The sequence below is a fragment of the Rahnella sp. BIGb0236 genome (assembly GCF_004364755.1).
In the GTDB taxonomy this organism is placed as follows: domain Bacteria; phylum Pseudomonadota; class Gammaproteobacteria; order Enterobacterales; family Enterobacteriaceae; genus Rahnella; species Rahnella victoriana.
The window spans coordinates 617,784-633,678 of the sequence record NZ_SOAO01000003.1; the positions used below are offsets into that span (position 1 = coordinate 617,784).

Annotated in this window: 13 protein-coding genes; 10 read left to right on the forward strand and 3 right to left on the reverse strand. The window is 53.9% G+C overall.

What is annotated here, in order from left to right; all coding sequences use genetic code 11:
- Positions 1–5: 5 nt before the first annotated feature.
- The 3 genes from gsiB to gsiD all read left to right on the forward strand — a co-directional run bounded on the left by gsiB (position 6) and on the right by gsiD (position 3,520).
- Positions 6–1,562, forward strand: a complete 1,557-nt coding sequence (gsiB, locus tag EDF78_RS09645; protein ID WP_119822195.1) for a glutathione ABC transporter substrate-binding protein GsiB — start codon at positions 6–8, stop codon at positions 1,560–1,562.
- 108 nt (positions 1,563–1,670) lie between these two features.
- Entirely contained in the window at positions 1,671–2,591 is a 921-nt protein-coding gene (gene gsiC / locus EDF78_RS09650; protein WP_095922697.1) for a glutathione ABC transporter permease GsiC, read from the forward strand.
- A gap of 8 nt (positions 2,592–2,599) precedes the next feature.
- Complete coding sequence (gene gsiD / locus EDF78_RS09655; RefSeq protein WP_119822196.1) at positions 2,600–3,520, forward strand: glutathione ABC transporter permease GsiD; 921 nt, start codon at positions 2,600–2,602, stop codon at positions 3,518–3,520.
- Between the two features lie 294 nt (positions 3,521–3,814).
- Here the strand turns inward: gsiD and fghA are convergent, their stop codons facing one another.
- From fghA to EDF78_RS09670, 3 genes are read right to left on the reverse strand one after another with little or no spacing between them, the layout of a single operon-like run.
- A complete protein-coding gene (fghA, locus tag EDF78_RS09660) occupies positions 3,815–4,672 on the reverse strand; it encodes an S-formylglutathione hydrolase (RefSeq protein ID WP_133822988.1) in 858 nt (285 codons plus the stop codon).
- An 11-nt stretch (positions 4,673–4,683) separates the two neighbouring features.
- Complete coding sequence (locus tag EDF78_RS09665; RefSeq protein WP_095922693.1) at positions 4,684–5,808, reverse strand: S-(hydroxymethyl)glutathione dehydrogenase/class III alcohol dehydrogenase; 1,125 nt, start codon at positions 5,806–5,808, stop codon at positions 4,684–4,686.
- 42 nt (positions 5,809–5,850) lie between these two features.
- A complete protein-coding gene (locus EDF78_RS09670; protein WP_119822199.1) occupies positions 5,851–6,780 on the reverse strand; it encodes a LysR family transcriptional regulator in 930 nt (309 codons plus the stop codon).
- Between the two features lie 199 nt (positions 6,781–6,979).
- Here EDF78_RS09670 and EDF78_RS09675 point away from each other — a divergent pair, with 199 nt between their 5' ends.
- The 7 genes from EDF78_RS09675 to mglC all read left to right on the forward strand — a co-directional run bounded on the left by EDF78_RS09675 (position 6,980) and on the right by mglC (position 15,695).
- Positions 6,980–8,107, forward strand: a complete 1,128-nt coding sequence (locus EDF78_RS09675; protein ID WP_119822200.1) for a YbfB/YjiJ family MFS transporter — start codon at positions 6,980–6,982, stop codon at positions 8,105–8,107.
- A gap of 126 nt (positions 8,108–8,233) precedes the next feature.
- Positions 8,234–8,899, forward strand: coding sequence for a GTP cyclohydrolase I FolE (gene folE, locus EDF78_RS09680; RefSeq protein WP_095922690.1), 666 nt, complete (start codon positions 8,234–8,236; stop codon positions 8,897–8,899).
- Positions 8,900–9,074: 175 nt separating this feature from the next.
- The gene (gene yeiB / locus EDF78_RS09685) at positions 9,075–10,229 is read left to right on the forward strand and encodes a DUF418 domain-containing protein YeiB (protein ID WP_095922689.1); all 1,155 of its coding nucleotides are present in this window, start codon (positions 9,075–9,077) and stop codon (positions 10,227–10,229) included.
- Positions 10,230–10,498: 269 nt separating this feature from the next.
- The gene (gene galS / locus EDF78_RS09690; RefSeq protein ID WP_095922688.1) at positions 10,499–11,530 is read left to right on the forward strand and encodes an HTH-type transcriptional regulator GalS; all 1,032 of its coding nucleotides are present in this window, start codon (positions 10,499–10,501) and stop codon (positions 11,528–11,530) included.
- A 250-nt stretch (positions 11,531–11,780) separates the two neighbouring features.
- Entirely contained in the window at positions 11,781–12,779 is a 999-nt protein-coding gene (gene mglB / locus EDF78_RS09695; protein ID WP_095922687.1) for a galactose/glucose ABC transporter substrate-binding protein MglB, read from the forward strand.
- Positions 12,780–13,133: 354 nt separating this feature from the next.
- Entirely contained in the window at positions 13,134–14,666 is a 1,533-nt protein-coding gene (mglA, locus tag EDF78_RS09700) for a galactose/methyl galactoside ABC transporter ATP-binding protein MglA (RefSeq protein ID WP_119822203.1), read from the forward strand.
- Between the two features lie 18 nt (positions 14,667–14,684).
- Positions 14,685–15,695, forward strand: coding sequence for a galactose/methyl galactoside ABC transporter permease MglC (gene mglC, locus EDF78_RS09705; protein ID WP_095922685.1), 1,011 nt, complete (start codon positions 14,685–14,687; stop codon positions 15,693–15,695).
- Positions 15,696–15,895: the final 200 nt, after the last annotated feature.

Below are 15,895 nucleotides of genomic sequence, written 5' to 3' on the forward strand. Positions count from 1 at the left end.
CTGACATGAATCAGCAGAAATCTAAAGGTAAGAACGTTGTCCGTCAGGCCGTGCTCGCTGCCGCTGTTTTCGGTTCGCTGGCCTCGGCTTCTGCGTGGGCAGCCAAAGACGTGGTGGTCGCCGTAGGCTCTAACTTCACCTCGCTCGATCCCTACGACGCCAATGACACGCTGTCACAGGCGGTTGCCAAATCCTTCTATCAGGGACTGTTTGGCTTCGATAAAAACATGAAGCTGGAGAATGTGCTGGCGGAAAGCTACACCGTCAGTCAGGACGGTCTGGTGTACACCATCAAACTGCATCCGGGCATTAAATTCCAGGACGGCACCGATTTCAACGCCGCTGCGGTGAAGGTTAACTTTGATCGCGCCAGCAACCCGGACAGCCATCTCAAGCGATACAACCTGTTCAAAAATATCGCCAGCACCGAAGCGGTGGATGACACCACGGTAAAAATTACGCTGAAAACTCCGTTCTCGGCCTTCATCAACATTCTGGCGCACCCGTCTGCGGTGATCATTTCCCCTGCGGCGCTGACCAAATACGGTAAAGATATCGGCTTCCATCCGGTCGGTACCGGCCCGTATACGCTGGATCAGTGGAACCAGACTGACTTCGTGAAAGTGAAGAAATTTGACGGCTACTGGAAAAAAGGCGAGCCGAAACTCGACACCATCACCTGGCGTCCGGTGGTCGATAACAATACCCGCGCGGCCATGCTGCAAACCGGCGAAGCGGATCTGGCCTTCCCGGTACCTTACGAGCAGGCTGCGCTGCTGGCGAAAAACGACAAACTGGATCTGGTGGCTGCGCCGTCAATCCTGCACCGTTACATCAGCTTTAACGTGACGCAAAAGCCATTCGATAACGTCAAAGTCCGTGAGGCGATCAACTACGCGATCAACAAACAGGCGCTGATCAAAGTCGCGTTTGCCGGTTACGCGGTGCCATCAGAAGGGCCGTTGCCGCAGGGCATCGAATACGCCGCGAAATTCAAACCCTGGCCGTATGATCCGGCAAAAGCTAAAGCCTTGCTGAAAGAGGCCGGTTATCCGGACGGTTTCACCACCACGCTGTGGTCATCGCATAACAACAGCACCGCGCAGAAAGTGTTGCAGTTCACTCAGCAGCAACTGGCGCAGGTGGGCATCAAAGTCACCGTGACCGCCATGGACGCCGCGCAGCGTGCCGCACAGGTTGAGAACGTCGGGCAGAAAGAAGCGGGTATTCGTATGTTCTATACCGGCTGGTCAGCCTCTACCGGCGAAGCAGACTGGGCGCTGTCGCCATTGTTCTCCACGCAGGCCGCGCCGCCGAAGCAGTTCAACACGGCGTTCTACAGCAATGCGCAGGTGGATAAAGACTTGTCGGATGCGCTGAAAACCACCGACAAAACCGAGAAAGCCAGACTGTACGCCGATGCCCAGAAACAAATCTGGACCGATGCGCCGTGGGCCTTCCTGGTGACGGAACGTCTGGTCTCTGCCAATAATAAACGTCTGACAGGCTTTTATGTGATGCCGGATACGGCCTTCAGCTTTGAAGATGCCGATGTGAAATAACAGACGGTGAAGCTTTCAGGGCGTGTGGCGCACAGCGTGCGCGCCCTGAACCCATGTGTTCCGGGGCCGGAACATGGATGTTTACCGTGAAATCACAGACAGCGAATCATGCTTAACTATTTTTTAAAACGATTACTCGGACTGATCCCCACGTTGCTGATTGTGGCAGTGCTGGTGTTTTTATTTGTGCATCTGCTGCCGGGCGATCCGGCGCGGCTGATGGCCGGACAAGATGCCGACGCCAGCGTGGTCGCTCTGGTGCGTCAGGATTTAGGGCTGGATAAGCCGCTTTATCAGCAATTTTTCACCTTCTTTGGCAATGCGCTGACCGGTGACTTCGGTCATTCGATGGTGTCAAAACGCCCGGTTATAGACGAAATCAGTTCCCGTTTTCTGCCGACATTCTGGCTGACGCTGACCAGCATGCTGTGGTCGGTGATTTTCGGGCTGGTGATCGGCGTGGTCTCCGCCGTCTGGCGTAACCGCTGGCCGGACAGACTGGGTATGGCGCTCGCCGTCTCCGGTATTTCCTTCCCGGCTTTCGCGCTGGGCATGTTGCTGATGCAGATTTTCTCCGTTGAACTGGGCTGGTTGCCGACGGTCGGCGCGGACGGCTGGCGTCACTATATCCTTCCTTCCATTACGCTGGGTGCGGCGGTGGCGGCGATCATGGCCCGCTTCACCCGCGCCTCGTTTGTCGAAGTGATGCAGGAAGATTACATGCGCACCGCGCGCGCCAAAGGGGTACACGAGGCGGTGGTGGTGGTCAAACACGGCCTGCGCAACGCGATGATCCCCGTAGTGACCATGATGGGGCTGCAATTTGGTTTTCTGCTTGGCGGCTCGATTGTCGTCGAAAAAGTCTTCAACTGGCCGGGATTAGGGCGGTTGCTGGTCGATTCCGTTGAGATGCGCGATTATCCGGTGATACAGGCAGAAGTGCTGCTGTTCTCGCTGGAGTTCATCCTGATCAATCTGCTGGTGGACATGCTGTACGCCGTCATCAACCCTTCAATCCGATACAAGTGAGTCAACGCATGAAAAACTGGCGGCGAAATGCCGTACTTGCGAGTTTGCCGATAATCACACCGGGAACCGCGCAATCACAGGCGGTTCGGACACCGTGGAAAGCGTTCTGGCGGCGTTTCCGTCGTCAGCATATTGCGATGATTGCGGGTGTGTTCATCCTGTTATTGATCATGGCAGCCATCCTTGCGCCGTGGCTGGTGCCCTTTGATCCGGAAAATTATTTTGATTACGACCGGCTGAACGAAGGCCCGTCGCTGATCCACTGGCTGGGCGTCGATTCGCTGGGACGGGATATTTTCAGCCGCATCCTGATGGGCACGCGGATTTCCCTGACGGCGGGTGTGCTTTCGGTGGTACTCGGCGCGGCGATTGGCACGGTATTCGGCCTGCTGGCGGGATATTACGAAGGCTGGTGGGACCGCATCACCATGCGCGTTTGCGACGTGCTGTTTGCTTTCCCCGGTATTTTGCTGGCGATTGCCGTGGTGGCGGTGATGGGCAACGGCATGTCGAACGTGATTATCGCGGTGGCGATTTTCAGCATTCCGGCCTTCGCACGTCTGGTACGTGGCAACACGCTGGTGCTGAAACAGCAAACTTATATTGAATCCGCCCGCAGCATCGGTGCCTCCGACGCCACCATTTTGTTCCGCCACATCCTGCCGGGTACGTTGTCATCCATCGTGGTGTATTTCACCATGCGCATCGGCACGTCAATTATTACCGCCGCCAGCCTGTCCTTCCTTGGCATGGGCGCGCAACCGCCAACGCCGGAGTGGGGCGCCATGCTCAACGAAGCCCGCGCCGACATGGTCATGGCACCGCACGTGGCGATATTCCCCAGTCTGGCCATATTCCTGACCGTACTGGCGTTTAATTTGCTGGGCGATGGGTTAAGGGATGCGCTGGATCCGAAATTGAAGAATTGATTTTTGGGGGCAGCTATACGTTTGAACCATATCGCATTTTTCCCAACAAATTACAGATGAGGATCTGGCCAGTTTTAGGCCTGAAATTAACGGACATGACAATTCCTTTGTTTGTTTTCACAAACGCAGAACAACTCCCTCCCCTGCGAAGGGGAGGGTTGGGGTGGGGTATTAAGGTCAAAATCCATAAGTTGAAGTGTGCTCTGACCGGGGGTTAGCCCTTAAAACCCCCTCCCAGCCTCCCCCTTCGCAGGGGGAGGAGCAAAGCCAACCCCTTGTTGCATCAGCAGAATGTCAGACTTCAGAGTGCAAAAACTCCGCATGGAATCTCAGGTGATCTTCCACAAATGAGGCAATCGTGAAGTAGCTGTGATCGTATCCGGGCTGAACGCGCAACTGTAACGGCCAGCCGCGCTGGCGGGCGATCTCGGCCAGTTTTGCCGGTTGCAGCTGATCTGCCAGGAACTGATCGCCGTCGCCCTGATCGACTAAAATCGGGAACGGTTTTTGATCTTCCGGCAGGGCGCTCAGCAGGTGGCAGCTGTCGTATTGCAGCCACTGGCTTTCGTCATCCCCCAGATACGCGCTGAACGCTTTGCGTCCCCACGGCACCTGCGCCGGATTAACGATCGGCGCAAACGCTGACACGGAGCAGAAACGCTGCGGATTACGCAGTGCCAGCATCAGTGCGCCGTGACCGCCCATCGAGTGCCCGAAAATAGACTGACGATCGCTGACCCTGAAATGCCCGCTGATCAGCGCAGGCAGTTCGTCGAGCAGATAATCGTACATGCAAAAATGCGCGGCCCACGGTGCCTGCGTGGCATTCAGATAAAAACCTGCGCCCTGGCCGAGGTCGTAACCGTCGTCGTTGGCGACGCCTTCACCACGCGGGCTGGTATCCGGCATCACCAGAATCACGCCAAGCTCTGCCGCGACACGTTGCGCCCCGGCTTTGATGGTGAAGTTTTCGTCATTGCAGGTCAGACCCGACAGCCAGTACAGCACCGGCGGCGGTGTATCGTCCTGCGCCGGGGGCAGATAAAGGCTGAACGTCATGCTGCAATTCAGGCTCTCAGAGGTATGACGGTAGCGCTGCTGCCAGCCGCCAAACATCCGGTGTTCTTCGAGTAGTTCAATCGAGCTGCTCATCGACACATTCCTTACTTGTTAAAATGAATCACCGTTCGGATAGATTTTCCTTCGTGCATCAGGTCAAAGGCTTCGTTGATTTCTTCCAGTGGCATGGTGTGGGTGATGAAATCGTTCAGGGCGAATTCGCCGTCCAGATAACGCTGCACAATGCCCGGTAACTGGCTGCGGCCTTTAACGCCACCGAAAGCCGAACCACGCCATACACGGCCGGTCACCAGCTGGAACGGACGGGTGGAGATTTCTTCGCCTGCACCGGCCACGCCGATGATGACCGATTCGCCCCAGCCTTTATGGCAGCATTCCAGCGCGGAACGCATCACGTTCACGTTACCGATACATTCGAAGGAGAAGTCCACGCCGCCGTCGGTCATTTCAACGATCACGTCCTGAATCGGCTTATCGAAATCTTTCGGGTTGATCAGGTCGGTTGCGCCAAGTTTACGCGCCAGATCGAATTTGCTGGTGTTCAGATCGATACCGATGATGCGGCCTGCGCCTGCCATCACGGCGCCAATAATGGCTGAAAGACCAATGCCGCCGAGGCCGAAGATGGCTACGGTGTCGCCTTTTTTGACTTTCGCGGTATTGATAACGGCGCCCATACCGGTGGTCACGCCACAACCGAGCAGACAGACTTCTTCCAGCGGGGCTTCTTTGTTGATTTTCGCCAGCGAGATCTCAGGAACCACGGTGTATTCGGAGAAGGTCGAGGTACCCATGTAATGGAAAATCGGCTTGCCGTCTTTGAAGAAACGGGTGGTGCCGTCCGGCATCAGACCTTTACCTTGCGTGGTGCGGATCGCCTGACACAGGTTGGTTTTGCCGGATTTACAGAACTTACACTCGCCACATTCCGGGGTGTACAACGGAATGACGTGATCGCCGACGGCTACGCTGGTGACGCCTTCGCCAACCGCTTCCACCACGCCGCCGCCTTCATGGCCGAGGATCGCCGGGAAGACGCCTTCCGGATCTTTGCCTGACAGGGTGTAGGCGTCGGTGTGGCACACGCCGGTCGCGACGATCCGCACCAGCACTTCACCTTTTTGCGGTGGCATCAGATCCACTTCTTCGATGGACAGAGGTTGGTTCGGGCCCCAGGCGACAGCCGCGCGCGTTTTGATCATTTGCATTTTTTAGCTCCAGTCAGGTGTTTTTACTTATTCAGTTTCGAATTAATAGGTCGGATGCAGCGCCGGATCGTGTTCCCCGGCGAGCGGATGTTTCAGTAACGGGATCACGCCGTCATTTTGTTCGATGATCAGTTCTTTCAGCGCCCGCACATTCGGGCTGAAGGCGTCCCTGCGCCAGATAAGCCAGGTGGCGGTGTCGGCGAATTCATCCGGGATCTCGTGAATGCTGACCCGTTCGTGGCCGGGCAATTGTTCGAGTACCGAGCGCGGCACCATGGCAATCCCCGCACCGCTGGCGACGCAGGCCATCATCGAATGATAGGACTGGATCTCCATGGTATTGGCGACCGGAATGCTCATGTGTTTGATCCAGCCCTGTAAACGCTGGCGGTATGAACAACTCGGGCGGAACGCAAAAACGGTATGACCGCTGCGCCCGGCAGGCACTTCCTGCGGCGATTCGCCGGGCGGCGTGATCACCACCATGCGTTCACGAAAAGAAATGCAGCCATTGATATCGTCAAAATCGATCGGGCCATCCACCAGCGCCGCCGCCAGACGTCCGGCACGCACGCTGTCGATGGTTTCGCCGGAGGTGGCCGTGACCAGCGACAGCGCCACCTGCGGAAACTTCTGATGATATGCCGCCAGTAAAGAGGGCAGGCGCGTCGCCGCCGTACTTTCCATCGATCCCAGCGCGAAGTTCCCGGCGGGTTCACCGGCATGCGTGATGCTCATGGCTTCGTCGCTCAGCGCAAGAATACGTTCGGCATAGTTCAGAAAATTATGGCCCATGGCGGAAAGGCGGATGCGCTGCTTTTCGCGGATAAACAGATCGGTGCCCAGTTCGAGTTCCAGCTGACGCAGGCGGGTGGTCAGGTTCGACGGGACGCGATGCAACTGCTCTGCCGCGCGTGCCAGCGAACCGGTTTCCGCTACGCAGCAAAACATCCGTAACTGAGTGAGATCCATGATGGGTTCCTGTGTTCTCTTATCGTAAACAAGTTGGTTTGTATTATTCAGTTTTCGTGATTGTACTCATAAGGCATCATAGCGACAACATTCAATTTACTTTCTTTTAAGAAATCCGCTGTTTTCAGCCTCGGGCTTTGAGTATGTTTATTCATTGTTTCTATGATGTTGCATCGCGGTTTCTTTTAACGGAGCAGTTATGGCCTTTCGAATTGCGCTAAGTGGTTTTCTGGCTTTTGTGGTCGCGATGGGTATCGGGCGCTTCGCCTTTACGCCGCAGGTGCCTTTAATGATAGCTGAACATCAGTTCAGCCTGACCGGCGCGGGGCTGGTTGCGGCCTTCAACTACCTCGGTTATCTGTGTGGCGCGTTCGACGGGATGCGCGCGGGCAAACATCTCGAGCGCCGTTTGTGGCTGGGCGTATGGGGCGGCGTTGTGCTGACATTATTGTCGGCGGTGATTTCCGGCGAAGTGCTGCACAGCATCGTGCGCTTTATGATCGGCTGGACCAGCGGCTGGGCGATGGTGATGGTGTCCGCGTGGTGTAATGAACGTCTGGCCCATTATGGCCGTCCGGCGCTGAGTGCTGCGGTGTTTGCCGGGCCGGGCGCGGGGATTTTCCTCAGCGGCATGTTGGCCGTCGGTATTCACAGTTTGCAGCTGACCTCGGCGCAGGCCTGGTGCGTGTACGGCGTGCTGGCGCTGATTTTTGTGGCGATCATTACGCCGACCCTGCCGCGAACAGGAGATTTGCACCGCTCGCATGTGGCAACTGAACCGCTGGTGATGACGCCTGCGCTGAAACGACTGGTGTGGAGTTACAGTCTGGCGGGTTTTGGTTACATCCTTCCCGCCACGTTTTTATCGCAGATGGCGAGCGCGCGTTTCCCTGACAGCCTGTTCGCCCAGTTTGTCTGGCCGGTGTTTGGCGGCGCGGCGGTGATCGGCATCATCATCGGTATTCTGACACGACACAGCCTGACGACGCATAAACGTCTGGCGCTGACATTATGGGCGCAGGGACTGGGAATTCTGTGTGCGGAAGTGGTGCCGGGCGTGACCGGTCTGGTGCTCGGCGCATTGCTCACCGGCGGCGGTTTCCTCAGTGTGGTCCAGCTGGCTTTACAATATAGCCGCGAACTGGCACCGAATCACAGCCGCTACATGGCCGGTTTGCTGACCACCGGTTATGCCGTGGGTCAGTTATTCGGCCCTGTTCTGTCGGCCATTTCTACCGCACTGACGCACCGTCTGGAACCCGCGCTGTATGTCGCGCTGGTCGGTTTCATTATTGCAGGGGCGCTGGTCTTCCGGCAGAACCGATAACTTGCAGCTATTTCATCCATCATGACGCACATTCACTGGATTCTGAACCGGCTCTCTACTACAGTAAGCCACCTCACTTTAGCGTGATCTGCGTCAAAGTGATTACATCTGCCGGAGAAAGAAAGAATGCCAACCCTGAGTAAAGAAGCCATTTTGGTTCACGAGGCCCTGTTAGCCCGTGGTCTGGAAACCCCTCTGCGTGAAGCTTTGCCGATCGACAACGAAACGCGCAAGCAGCGGATCCAGGAACATATGACCGGCATCATGCAGCTTCTTAATCTGGATCTTTCCGATGACAGTCTGGCGGAAACGCCGCACCGCATCGCCAAGATGTATGTGGATGAAATCTTCTCCGGGCTTGATTACGCCAATTTCCCGAAAATCACCGTCATCGAAAACAAGATGAAAGTGGATGAAATGGTCACCGTGCGCGATATCACCCTGACCAGTACCTGCGAACACCATTTCGTGACCATCGATGGCAAAGCCACCGTGGCCTATATCCCGAAAGATACCGTGATTGGCCTGTCGAAAATCAACCGCATTGTGCAGTTCTTCTCGCAGCGTCCGCAGGTTCAGGAACGCCTGACCCAGCAGATCCTGGTGGCCTTGCAAACCCTGCTCGGCACCACCAACGTGGCCGTCTCCATTGACGCCGTGCATTACTGCGTGAAAGCGCGCGGCGTGCGTGATGCGACCAGCGCAACGACGACAACATCACTCGGTGGACTTTTCAAATCCAGCCAGAATACACGACAAGAATTTTTAAGAACCGTCCGCCATCCGTCGTAACTAAAGCCGCAGCGGTGTTCGCTGCGTTCGTAGACCCGAGTCACTGACATCAGTCAGCTCATCGGGCTCTGCTCGCTGGCTGCCTTGCTGCAACTTCATTTACCTGGAGGGTAGCCACCCTGATTTTCTTCCCTTATTCTTAAATATCTCAATAATCTTCAAAAGGAATGTCAGGGTGCGCTCACGTATTGCCACGCTCGACTTTGCCCGTGGTCTCGCCATTTTTGGCATTCTTCTGCTCAATATCAGCGCCTTCGGTTTACCGAAAGCCGCTTACCTGAATCCGGCGTTTGCCGGAACGCCCTCTGTTTCTGATACCTGGACCTGGGCGGTGCTCGACGTCGTCGCGCAGGGTAAATTCCTGATGATGTTTGCCATGCTGTTTGGCGGCGGTCTGTTTTTGTTGCTGCCGCGCGGTAAACACTGGATCCAGGCGCGTTTGTCGATTCTTTTACTGTGCGGGTTTCTGCATGCCACCCTGATGTGGGACGGCGATATCTTGCTGTCTTACGGGCTGATCGGTCTGGTGTGCTGGCGGATGGTGCGGGAAGGGCGCAGCAGTCAGTCGCTGATTTCCACCGGCATTATTTTGTATCTGATCGGCGTCGCCGTGCTGGCGATGCTCGGGTTCATTACCTCGCCGAAACCCGGCAGTTTCTGGCTCCCGGGACCAGCGGAAATTCAATATGAACAATACTGGCGGCTGAAAGGTGGCTGGGAAGCGATCCGCAACCGCCTCGATTTGCTGTCCTCCAGTTTGCTGGCGATCGGTGCGCAATACGGCTGGGAACTGGCGGGCGCAATGCTGACAGGTGCCGGGCTGATGCGCAGCGGCTGGCTGAAAGGTGAGTTTCGCCTCGCACATTACCGCAAAGTTGCCGCTGTACTGTTACCGCTTTCATTACTGATACAAATTCCGGCGATTTACCTGCAATACCGCACCGGCTGGGACTACCGCTGGAGCGGTTTTTTATTGCAGGTGCCGCGGGAAATTGGCTCGCTGATGCAGGCCGTCAGTTATCTGGCGCTGTGTTACGGCTTCTGGCCGCAGATTTCCCGCTGGCGGGCGGTGAACTGGATTTCGCAGATTGGCCGCATGGCCCTGACCAACTACCTGTTACAGACGCTGATCTGCACCACATTCTTCAATGTCTTCGGCTTCTACCAGCACTTCGACCGCCTGCAACTGCTGGCGCTGGTGCCACTGGTCTGGGCGTGCAACTTGCTGGTGACCTTGCTGTGGTTGCGGCATTTCCGTCAGGGACCGGTGGAGTGGTTATGGCGTAAACTGACGGTCAAAGCCTCCGGTGTTGAACTGAAAACCGCCTGATCCCAGATCGTCACATCATCCTAAATGATAGATTTGGGATGAAGGTTACAGAATTGTATGTAAACGTTTTCTTTCCTGTGACGAGATTCACGCAGGCGTTTTCGCAAAATGTTTAGGATAGCGGTCGTGCCTCTCCGACGACCACTACACTAAAAAAGGAAACGCCATGCGCACTTCACCTCGCTTCTCTTTGTCCGGCTTCTTTACCTCCTGGGTTAAAAATTTCCGTATTCCTCCGTACCACTCTCTGGCTGATCACGGAGCGACGCATGGTCACCATTCGTGATGTCGCCCGGCTGGCGGGGGTTTCTGTCGCCACCGTTTCACGTGTTCTGAACAATCCCGCTATCGCCAGTAAAGAAGCCCGCGAGCAGGTGTTGCAGGCTGTCGCCACGCTGGGATACCGGCCTAATGCCAATGCGCAGGCGCTGGCCACGCAAAGCAGCGACACCATCGGTGTGGTGGTCATGGATGTGTCAGATCCGTTTTTCGGCGCGCTGGTGAAAGCGGTGGATACCGTTGCACAGCAGCATCAGAAATACGTTTTAATAGGTAACAGCTATCATATTGCCGAAAAAGAAAGGCACGCCATTGAGGTTTTGATTCGTCAACGCTGTAACGCACTCATTGTGCATTCGAAAGCGCTGGGCGATGACGAACTCTCGCGGTTTATGGATCAGGTATCCGGCATGGTGCTGATTAACCGCGTCATTCCGGGCTACGAGCACCGTTGTGTCTGGCTTAACAACGTCAGCGGTGCGGAGATGGCGACGCGTTTGTTACTGTCGCAGGGCCATCAGCGCATCGGCTATATCGGGTCAAGTCACGGTATCGAAGACGATTTGCAGCGTTATCAGGGCTACGCCCAGGCAATGACGCAGGCACATCAGAGCGGTGACGCGCCACCTGCCGCATGGCGGGCGCAAAGTTCGCCGGATCTGCAGGGCGGGGAGGCGGCGATGGTGGAACTGCTCGGGCGTAATCTGCACCTCAGCGCGGTGTTTGCCTATAACGATTCGATGGCGGCCGGTGCGATGGCGGTGTTGAAAGAAAACGGAATTAACATTCCGGATGACTTTTCACTGATCGGTTTTGACGATATTCCGATTGCCCGTTACACCAGCCCGAAAATGACCACCGTGCGATATCCGATCGTTTCCATGGCGACGCTGGCCACCGAACTGGCTTTAAAAGGTGCGGCAGAACAGTTAGCTATGGGCGTTTCGCATTGTTTTATGCCGACGCTGGTCAGACGCCATTCGGTTGCACCCTGGCAAAATGTGGCACCCGTCACTTATTGATCAAATAACGCGATGTAACCGTTTTCAATCTGTGAGAACTTTCACAGTTTATTAACATCGCGCACATTATGATTCATTCGTTTTCAATATGATTCATTTTGGGTCCGGTTTGCCGGACTTGTTTCACAGCGAGTCAGGACGTTATCAGTCAAGGATGGCAGGCACCCACAATCATGACGTGGAGCTGTACTGCTCCCGCAGGGGTTTCCGGTGCCACATTCTGTAACACCCTACATAACCGGAGATACAAATGAATAAGAAGGTCTTCACCCTGGCGACTCTGGCTGCAAGCATGATGTTTGGTTTTGCCGCACATGCTGCTGATACTAAAATCGGCGTCACCATCTACAAATATGATGACAACTTCATGTCTGAAGTTCGCAAAGCCATTGAAAAAGATGCTAAAGCTTCTCCAGATGTGCAACTGCTGATGAATGACTCGCAAAACAGCCAGTCTACCCAGAATGACCAGGTAGACGTCATGCTGGCGAAGGGTGTGAAAGCGTTAGCCATTAACCTGGTTGACCCGGCTGCTGCCCCGGTAATCATTGAGAAAGCCCGCGGTGCTGGCATTCCTGTTGTTTTCTACAACAAAGAACCTTCCCGTAAAGCGCTGGACAGCTACGACAAAGCCTATTACGTCGGTACCGATTCTAAAGAATCTGGCGTGATCCAGGGTGAGCTGATTGCTAAACACTGGAAAGCGAACCCGGCCTGGGATCTGAACAAAGACGGCGTGATCCAATACGTGCTGATCAAAGGCGAACCGGGCCATCCGGATGCTGAAGCGCGTACTAAATACGTCATCAGCACCCTGAACGGCAAAGAAGGCCTGAAAACTGATCAGCTGCAACTTGATACCGCTATGTGGGATACCGCACAGGCGAAAGACAAGATGGATGCATGGTTGTCTGGTCCTAACGCCAACAAAATCGAAGTGGTTATCGCCAACAACGATGCCATGGCAATGGGTGCTGTAGAAGCACTGAAATCTCATAACAAATCCAGCATTCCGGTATTTGGTGTGGATGCCCTGGCAGAAGCGCTGGCACTGGTGAAATCTGGCGCAATGGCCGGTACCGTGCTGAACGATGCGAACAACCAGGCTAAAGCGACCTTTGATCTGGCGAAAAACCTGGCAGCCGGTAAACCTGCTGCTGAAGGGACTGACTGGAAAGTTGAAAACAAAGTTGTTCGTATTCCTTACGTCGCGGTGGATAAAGACAATCTGTCTTCCTTCGTGAAATAAGTTGACGTCAGCAGCAATAAAGACAGACAGACAGCAATAAAAAACAAAGCTAAGCAGTGGCAAAAATAATTGCGGTTAAGCCGTAAATAAAGACAAAGTGTTATACCCAAAATAATTTGCGTTGCAGGAAGGCGGCAAACGAGTGAGTCCCGATGAGCTTACTCAGGTAAGTGATCCGGGTGAATAAGAGTAGCCAACGCATCTGCAACATGAAGAATGAAGGGTATTGAGACGTTAATGCTTATCTGACAGGACGTCATGTCAAGATGCAGCCGGCAGGTTCGCTTGCCGGCTGCATTACTGACATCAGGTATTAATACACCCGTTTATTTTTATCTTTAGCCAGGTATAACTATGGCCGATAATACGTTATCTGACACAACACAAAAACCGGACGAATTCCTTCTGGAAATGAGTGGTATTAATAAATCATTTCCTGGCGTCAGGGCGTTAGATAATGTGAATTTAAAAGTGCGTCCTCATTCCATTCACGCCCTGATGGGTGAAAACGGCGCCGGTAAATCCACATTATTGAAATGCCTTTTCGGGATATACAGCAAAGACTCCGGCACCATTCTTTTTCAGGGACAGGAAGTTAATTTTAAAAGTTCAAAAGAAGCGCTTGAACAAGGCGTGTCGATGGTCCATCAGGAATTAAACCTGGTGTTGCAACGTACGGTCATGGACAACATGTGGCTGGGACGTTATCCGACCAAAGGTCTTTTTGTCGATCAGGACAAAATGTACAAAGACACCAAGGCGATTTTTGACGAACTGGACATTGATATCGATCCGCGCGACAAGGTCGGTAAGCTGTCAGTTTCACAGATGCAGATGATCGAAATCGCCAAGGCGTTTTCCTACAATGCAAAAATCGTCATTATGGACGAACCGACGTCCTCGCTGACGGAAAAAGAAGTGAACCATCTGTTCACCATCATCCGTAAGCTGAAAGACCGTGGCTGTGGCATTGTGTATATCTCTCATAAGATGGAAGAAATTTTCCAGCTATGCGATGAAATCACCATTCTGCGCGACGGCCAGTGGATTGTTACGCAGCCGCTGGAAGGTCTCGACATGGATAAAATCATTTCCATGATGGTCGGCCGTTCACTGAGCCAGCGTTTCCCTGATCGCCAGAACGTACCGGGTGAAGTCATCCTCGAAGTGCGTAATCTGACCTCGCTGCGTCAGCCTTCAATACGTGATATTTCCTTTGATTTGCACAAAGGGGAAATCCTCGGCATTGCCGGTCTGGTCGGGGCAAAACGTACCGATATCGTCGAGACGTTATTTGGCATCCGCGAGAAAGTCGCCGGTACCATTAAACTGCACGGCAAAAAAATTAATAATCACAGTGCTAACGAGGCCATTAATCACGGTTTTGCACTGGTGACGGAAGAACGTCGTTCAACCGGTATTTATGCGTATCTGGACATCGGCTTTAACTCGCTGATTTCCAATATTCGTCAATATAAGAATAAAGCCGGTTTACTCGATACCTCCCGTATGAAAAGCGATACCCAATGGGTTATCGATTCCATGCGGGTGAAAACGCCGGGACATAAAACCAGCATTGGTTCATTGTCAGGCGGGAATCAGCAAAAAGTCATTATCGGGCGCTGGTTATTAACCAACCCTGAAATATTAATGCTGGATGAACCGACGCGCGGCATTGACGTTGGCGCTAAGTTCGAAATTTACCAGTTAATCACCGAGTTGGCGAAAAAAGAGAAGGGGATCATTATTATCTCCTCTGAAATGCCAGAGTTGCTGGGTATTACTGACAGAATATTGGTTATGAGTAATGGACAGGTTGCAGGTATTGTTGAAACCAAAAATACCTCGCAGAACGAAATATTACGCCTGGCTTCCTTGCATCTCTAATTTTTAAGGGTTCTTATTATGAAAGCATTAAATAAGAAAAGTGTGCTCACTTATTTAAAAGAGGGCGGCATTTATGTGGTCCTGCTGGTCTTACTGGCCATTATTATCATCCAGGATCCGAGCTTCCTCAGTCTCGTCAACTTAAGTAACATTCTGACTCAGTCTTCCGTGCGCGTGATTATCGCGCTCGGCGTGGCGGGGCTTATCGTGACGCAGGGTACTGACCTGTCAGCCGGGCGTCAGGTCGGGTTAGCGGCGGTGGTGGCTGCCACTATGTTGCAGGCGATGGACAACGTCAACAAAGTCTTCCCGAACCTCGAAGTGGTGCCAATTCCGCTGGTTATTCTGACCGTGTGTATTGTGGGCGCGTTAATTGGTTTGCTGAATGGTGTGATTATCGCTTACCTGAACGTGACGCCGTTTATTACCACGCTGGGCACGATGATTATCGTTTACGGGATTAACTCCCTGTATTACGACTATGTCGGTTCCTCACCGGTAGCCGGTTTTGACCCGGGCTTCTCACAGTTTGCGCAAGGCTTTATCCATTTAGGCGGCCTGAAGCTTTCCTACATCACCTTCTACGCGCTGATTGCCATCGCCTTTGTCTGGGTGCTGTGGAATAAAACCCGCTTCGGTAAAAACATCTTTGCTATCGGGGGTAACCCTGAAGCCGCGAAAGTGTCTGGCGTTAACGTTCCGTTAAACCTGATCATGATTTATGCGTTGTCCGGTGTGTTCTATGCGTTCGGCGGTTTGCTGGAAGCAGGGCGTATCGGCAGTGCGACCAACAACCTCGGCTTTATGTATGAACTGGATGCCATCGCAGCCTGCGTGGTCGGCGGCGTGTCATTCGCCGGTGGTGTGGGTTCTGTGGCAGGCGTGGTGACCGGTGTACTGATCTTCACCGTTATCAACTACGGTCTGACTTACATCGGCGTTAACCCGTACTGGCAGTACATCATCAAGGGCAGCATCATCATCTTCGCGGTGGCGCTGGATTCCCTGAAGTACGCCAAGAAGAAGTAAGCCATCGGAAACACAAACAAAAGGCCGCTTATGCGGCCTTTTTGCTGTCGTAAATTCAGAACTCGATCAACTCCCTCCCCTGCGAAGGGGAGGGCTGGGGTCTTTGCTCCTCCCCCTGCGAAGGGGGAGCAGCTGTGTCGAATGTCAATCCGGCAGCGATTAATTTGCTGCCCATTCACGACCATCTCGCACCATCGCAT

What these genes read in the sequence shown, in the direction of transcription:
- gsiB (WP_119822195.1), top strand. Translation starts at nt 6, where the DNA reads ATGAATCAGCAGAAATCTAAAGGTAAGAACGTTGTCCGTCAGGCCGTG.
- gsiC (WP_095922697.1), top strand. Translation starts at nt 1,671, where the DNA reads ATGCTTAACTATTTTTTAAAACGATTACTCGGACTGATCCCCACGTTG.
- gsiD (WP_119822196.1), top strand. Translation starts at nt 2,600, where the DNA reads ATGAAAAACTGGCGGCGAAATGCCGTACTTGCGAGTTTGCCGATAATC.
- fghA (WP_133822988.1), bottom strand. Translation starts at nt 4,672, where the DNA reads ATGAGCAGCTCGATTGAACTACTCGAAGAACACCGGATGTTTGGCGGC.
- EDF78_RS09665 (WP_095922693.1), bottom strand. Translation starts at nt 5,808, where the DNA reads ATGCAAATGATCAAAACGCGCGCGGCTGTCGCCTGGGGCCCGAACCAA.
- EDF78_RS09670 (WP_119822199.1), bottom strand. Translation starts at nt 6,780, where the DNA reads ATGGATCTCACTCAGTTACGGATGTTTTGCTGCGTAGCGGAAACCGGT.
- EDF78_RS09675 (WP_119822200.1), top strand. Translation starts at nt 6,980, where the DNA reads ATGGCCTTTCGAATTGCGCTAAGTGGTTTTCTGGCTTTTGTGGTCGCG.
- folE (WP_095922690.1), top strand. Translation starts at nt 8,234, where the DNA reads ATGCCAACCCTGAGTAAAGAAGCCATTTTGGTTCACGAGGCCCTGTTA.
- galS (WP_095922688.1), top strand. Translation starts at nt 10,499, where the DNA reads ATGGTCACCATTCGTGATGTCGCCCGGCTGGCGGGGGTTTCTGTCGCC.
- mglB (WP_095922687.1), top strand. Translation starts at nt 11,781, where the DNA reads ATGAATAAGAAGGTCTTCACCCTGGCGACTCTGGCTGCAAGCATGATG.
- mglA (WP_119822203.1), top strand. Translation starts at nt 13,134, where the DNA reads ATGGCCGATAATACGTTATCTGACACAACACAAAAACCGGACGAATTC.
- mglC (WP_095922685.1), top strand. Translation starts at nt 14,685, where the DNA reads ATGAAAGCATTAAATAAGAAAAGTGTGCTCACTTATTTAAAAGAGGGC.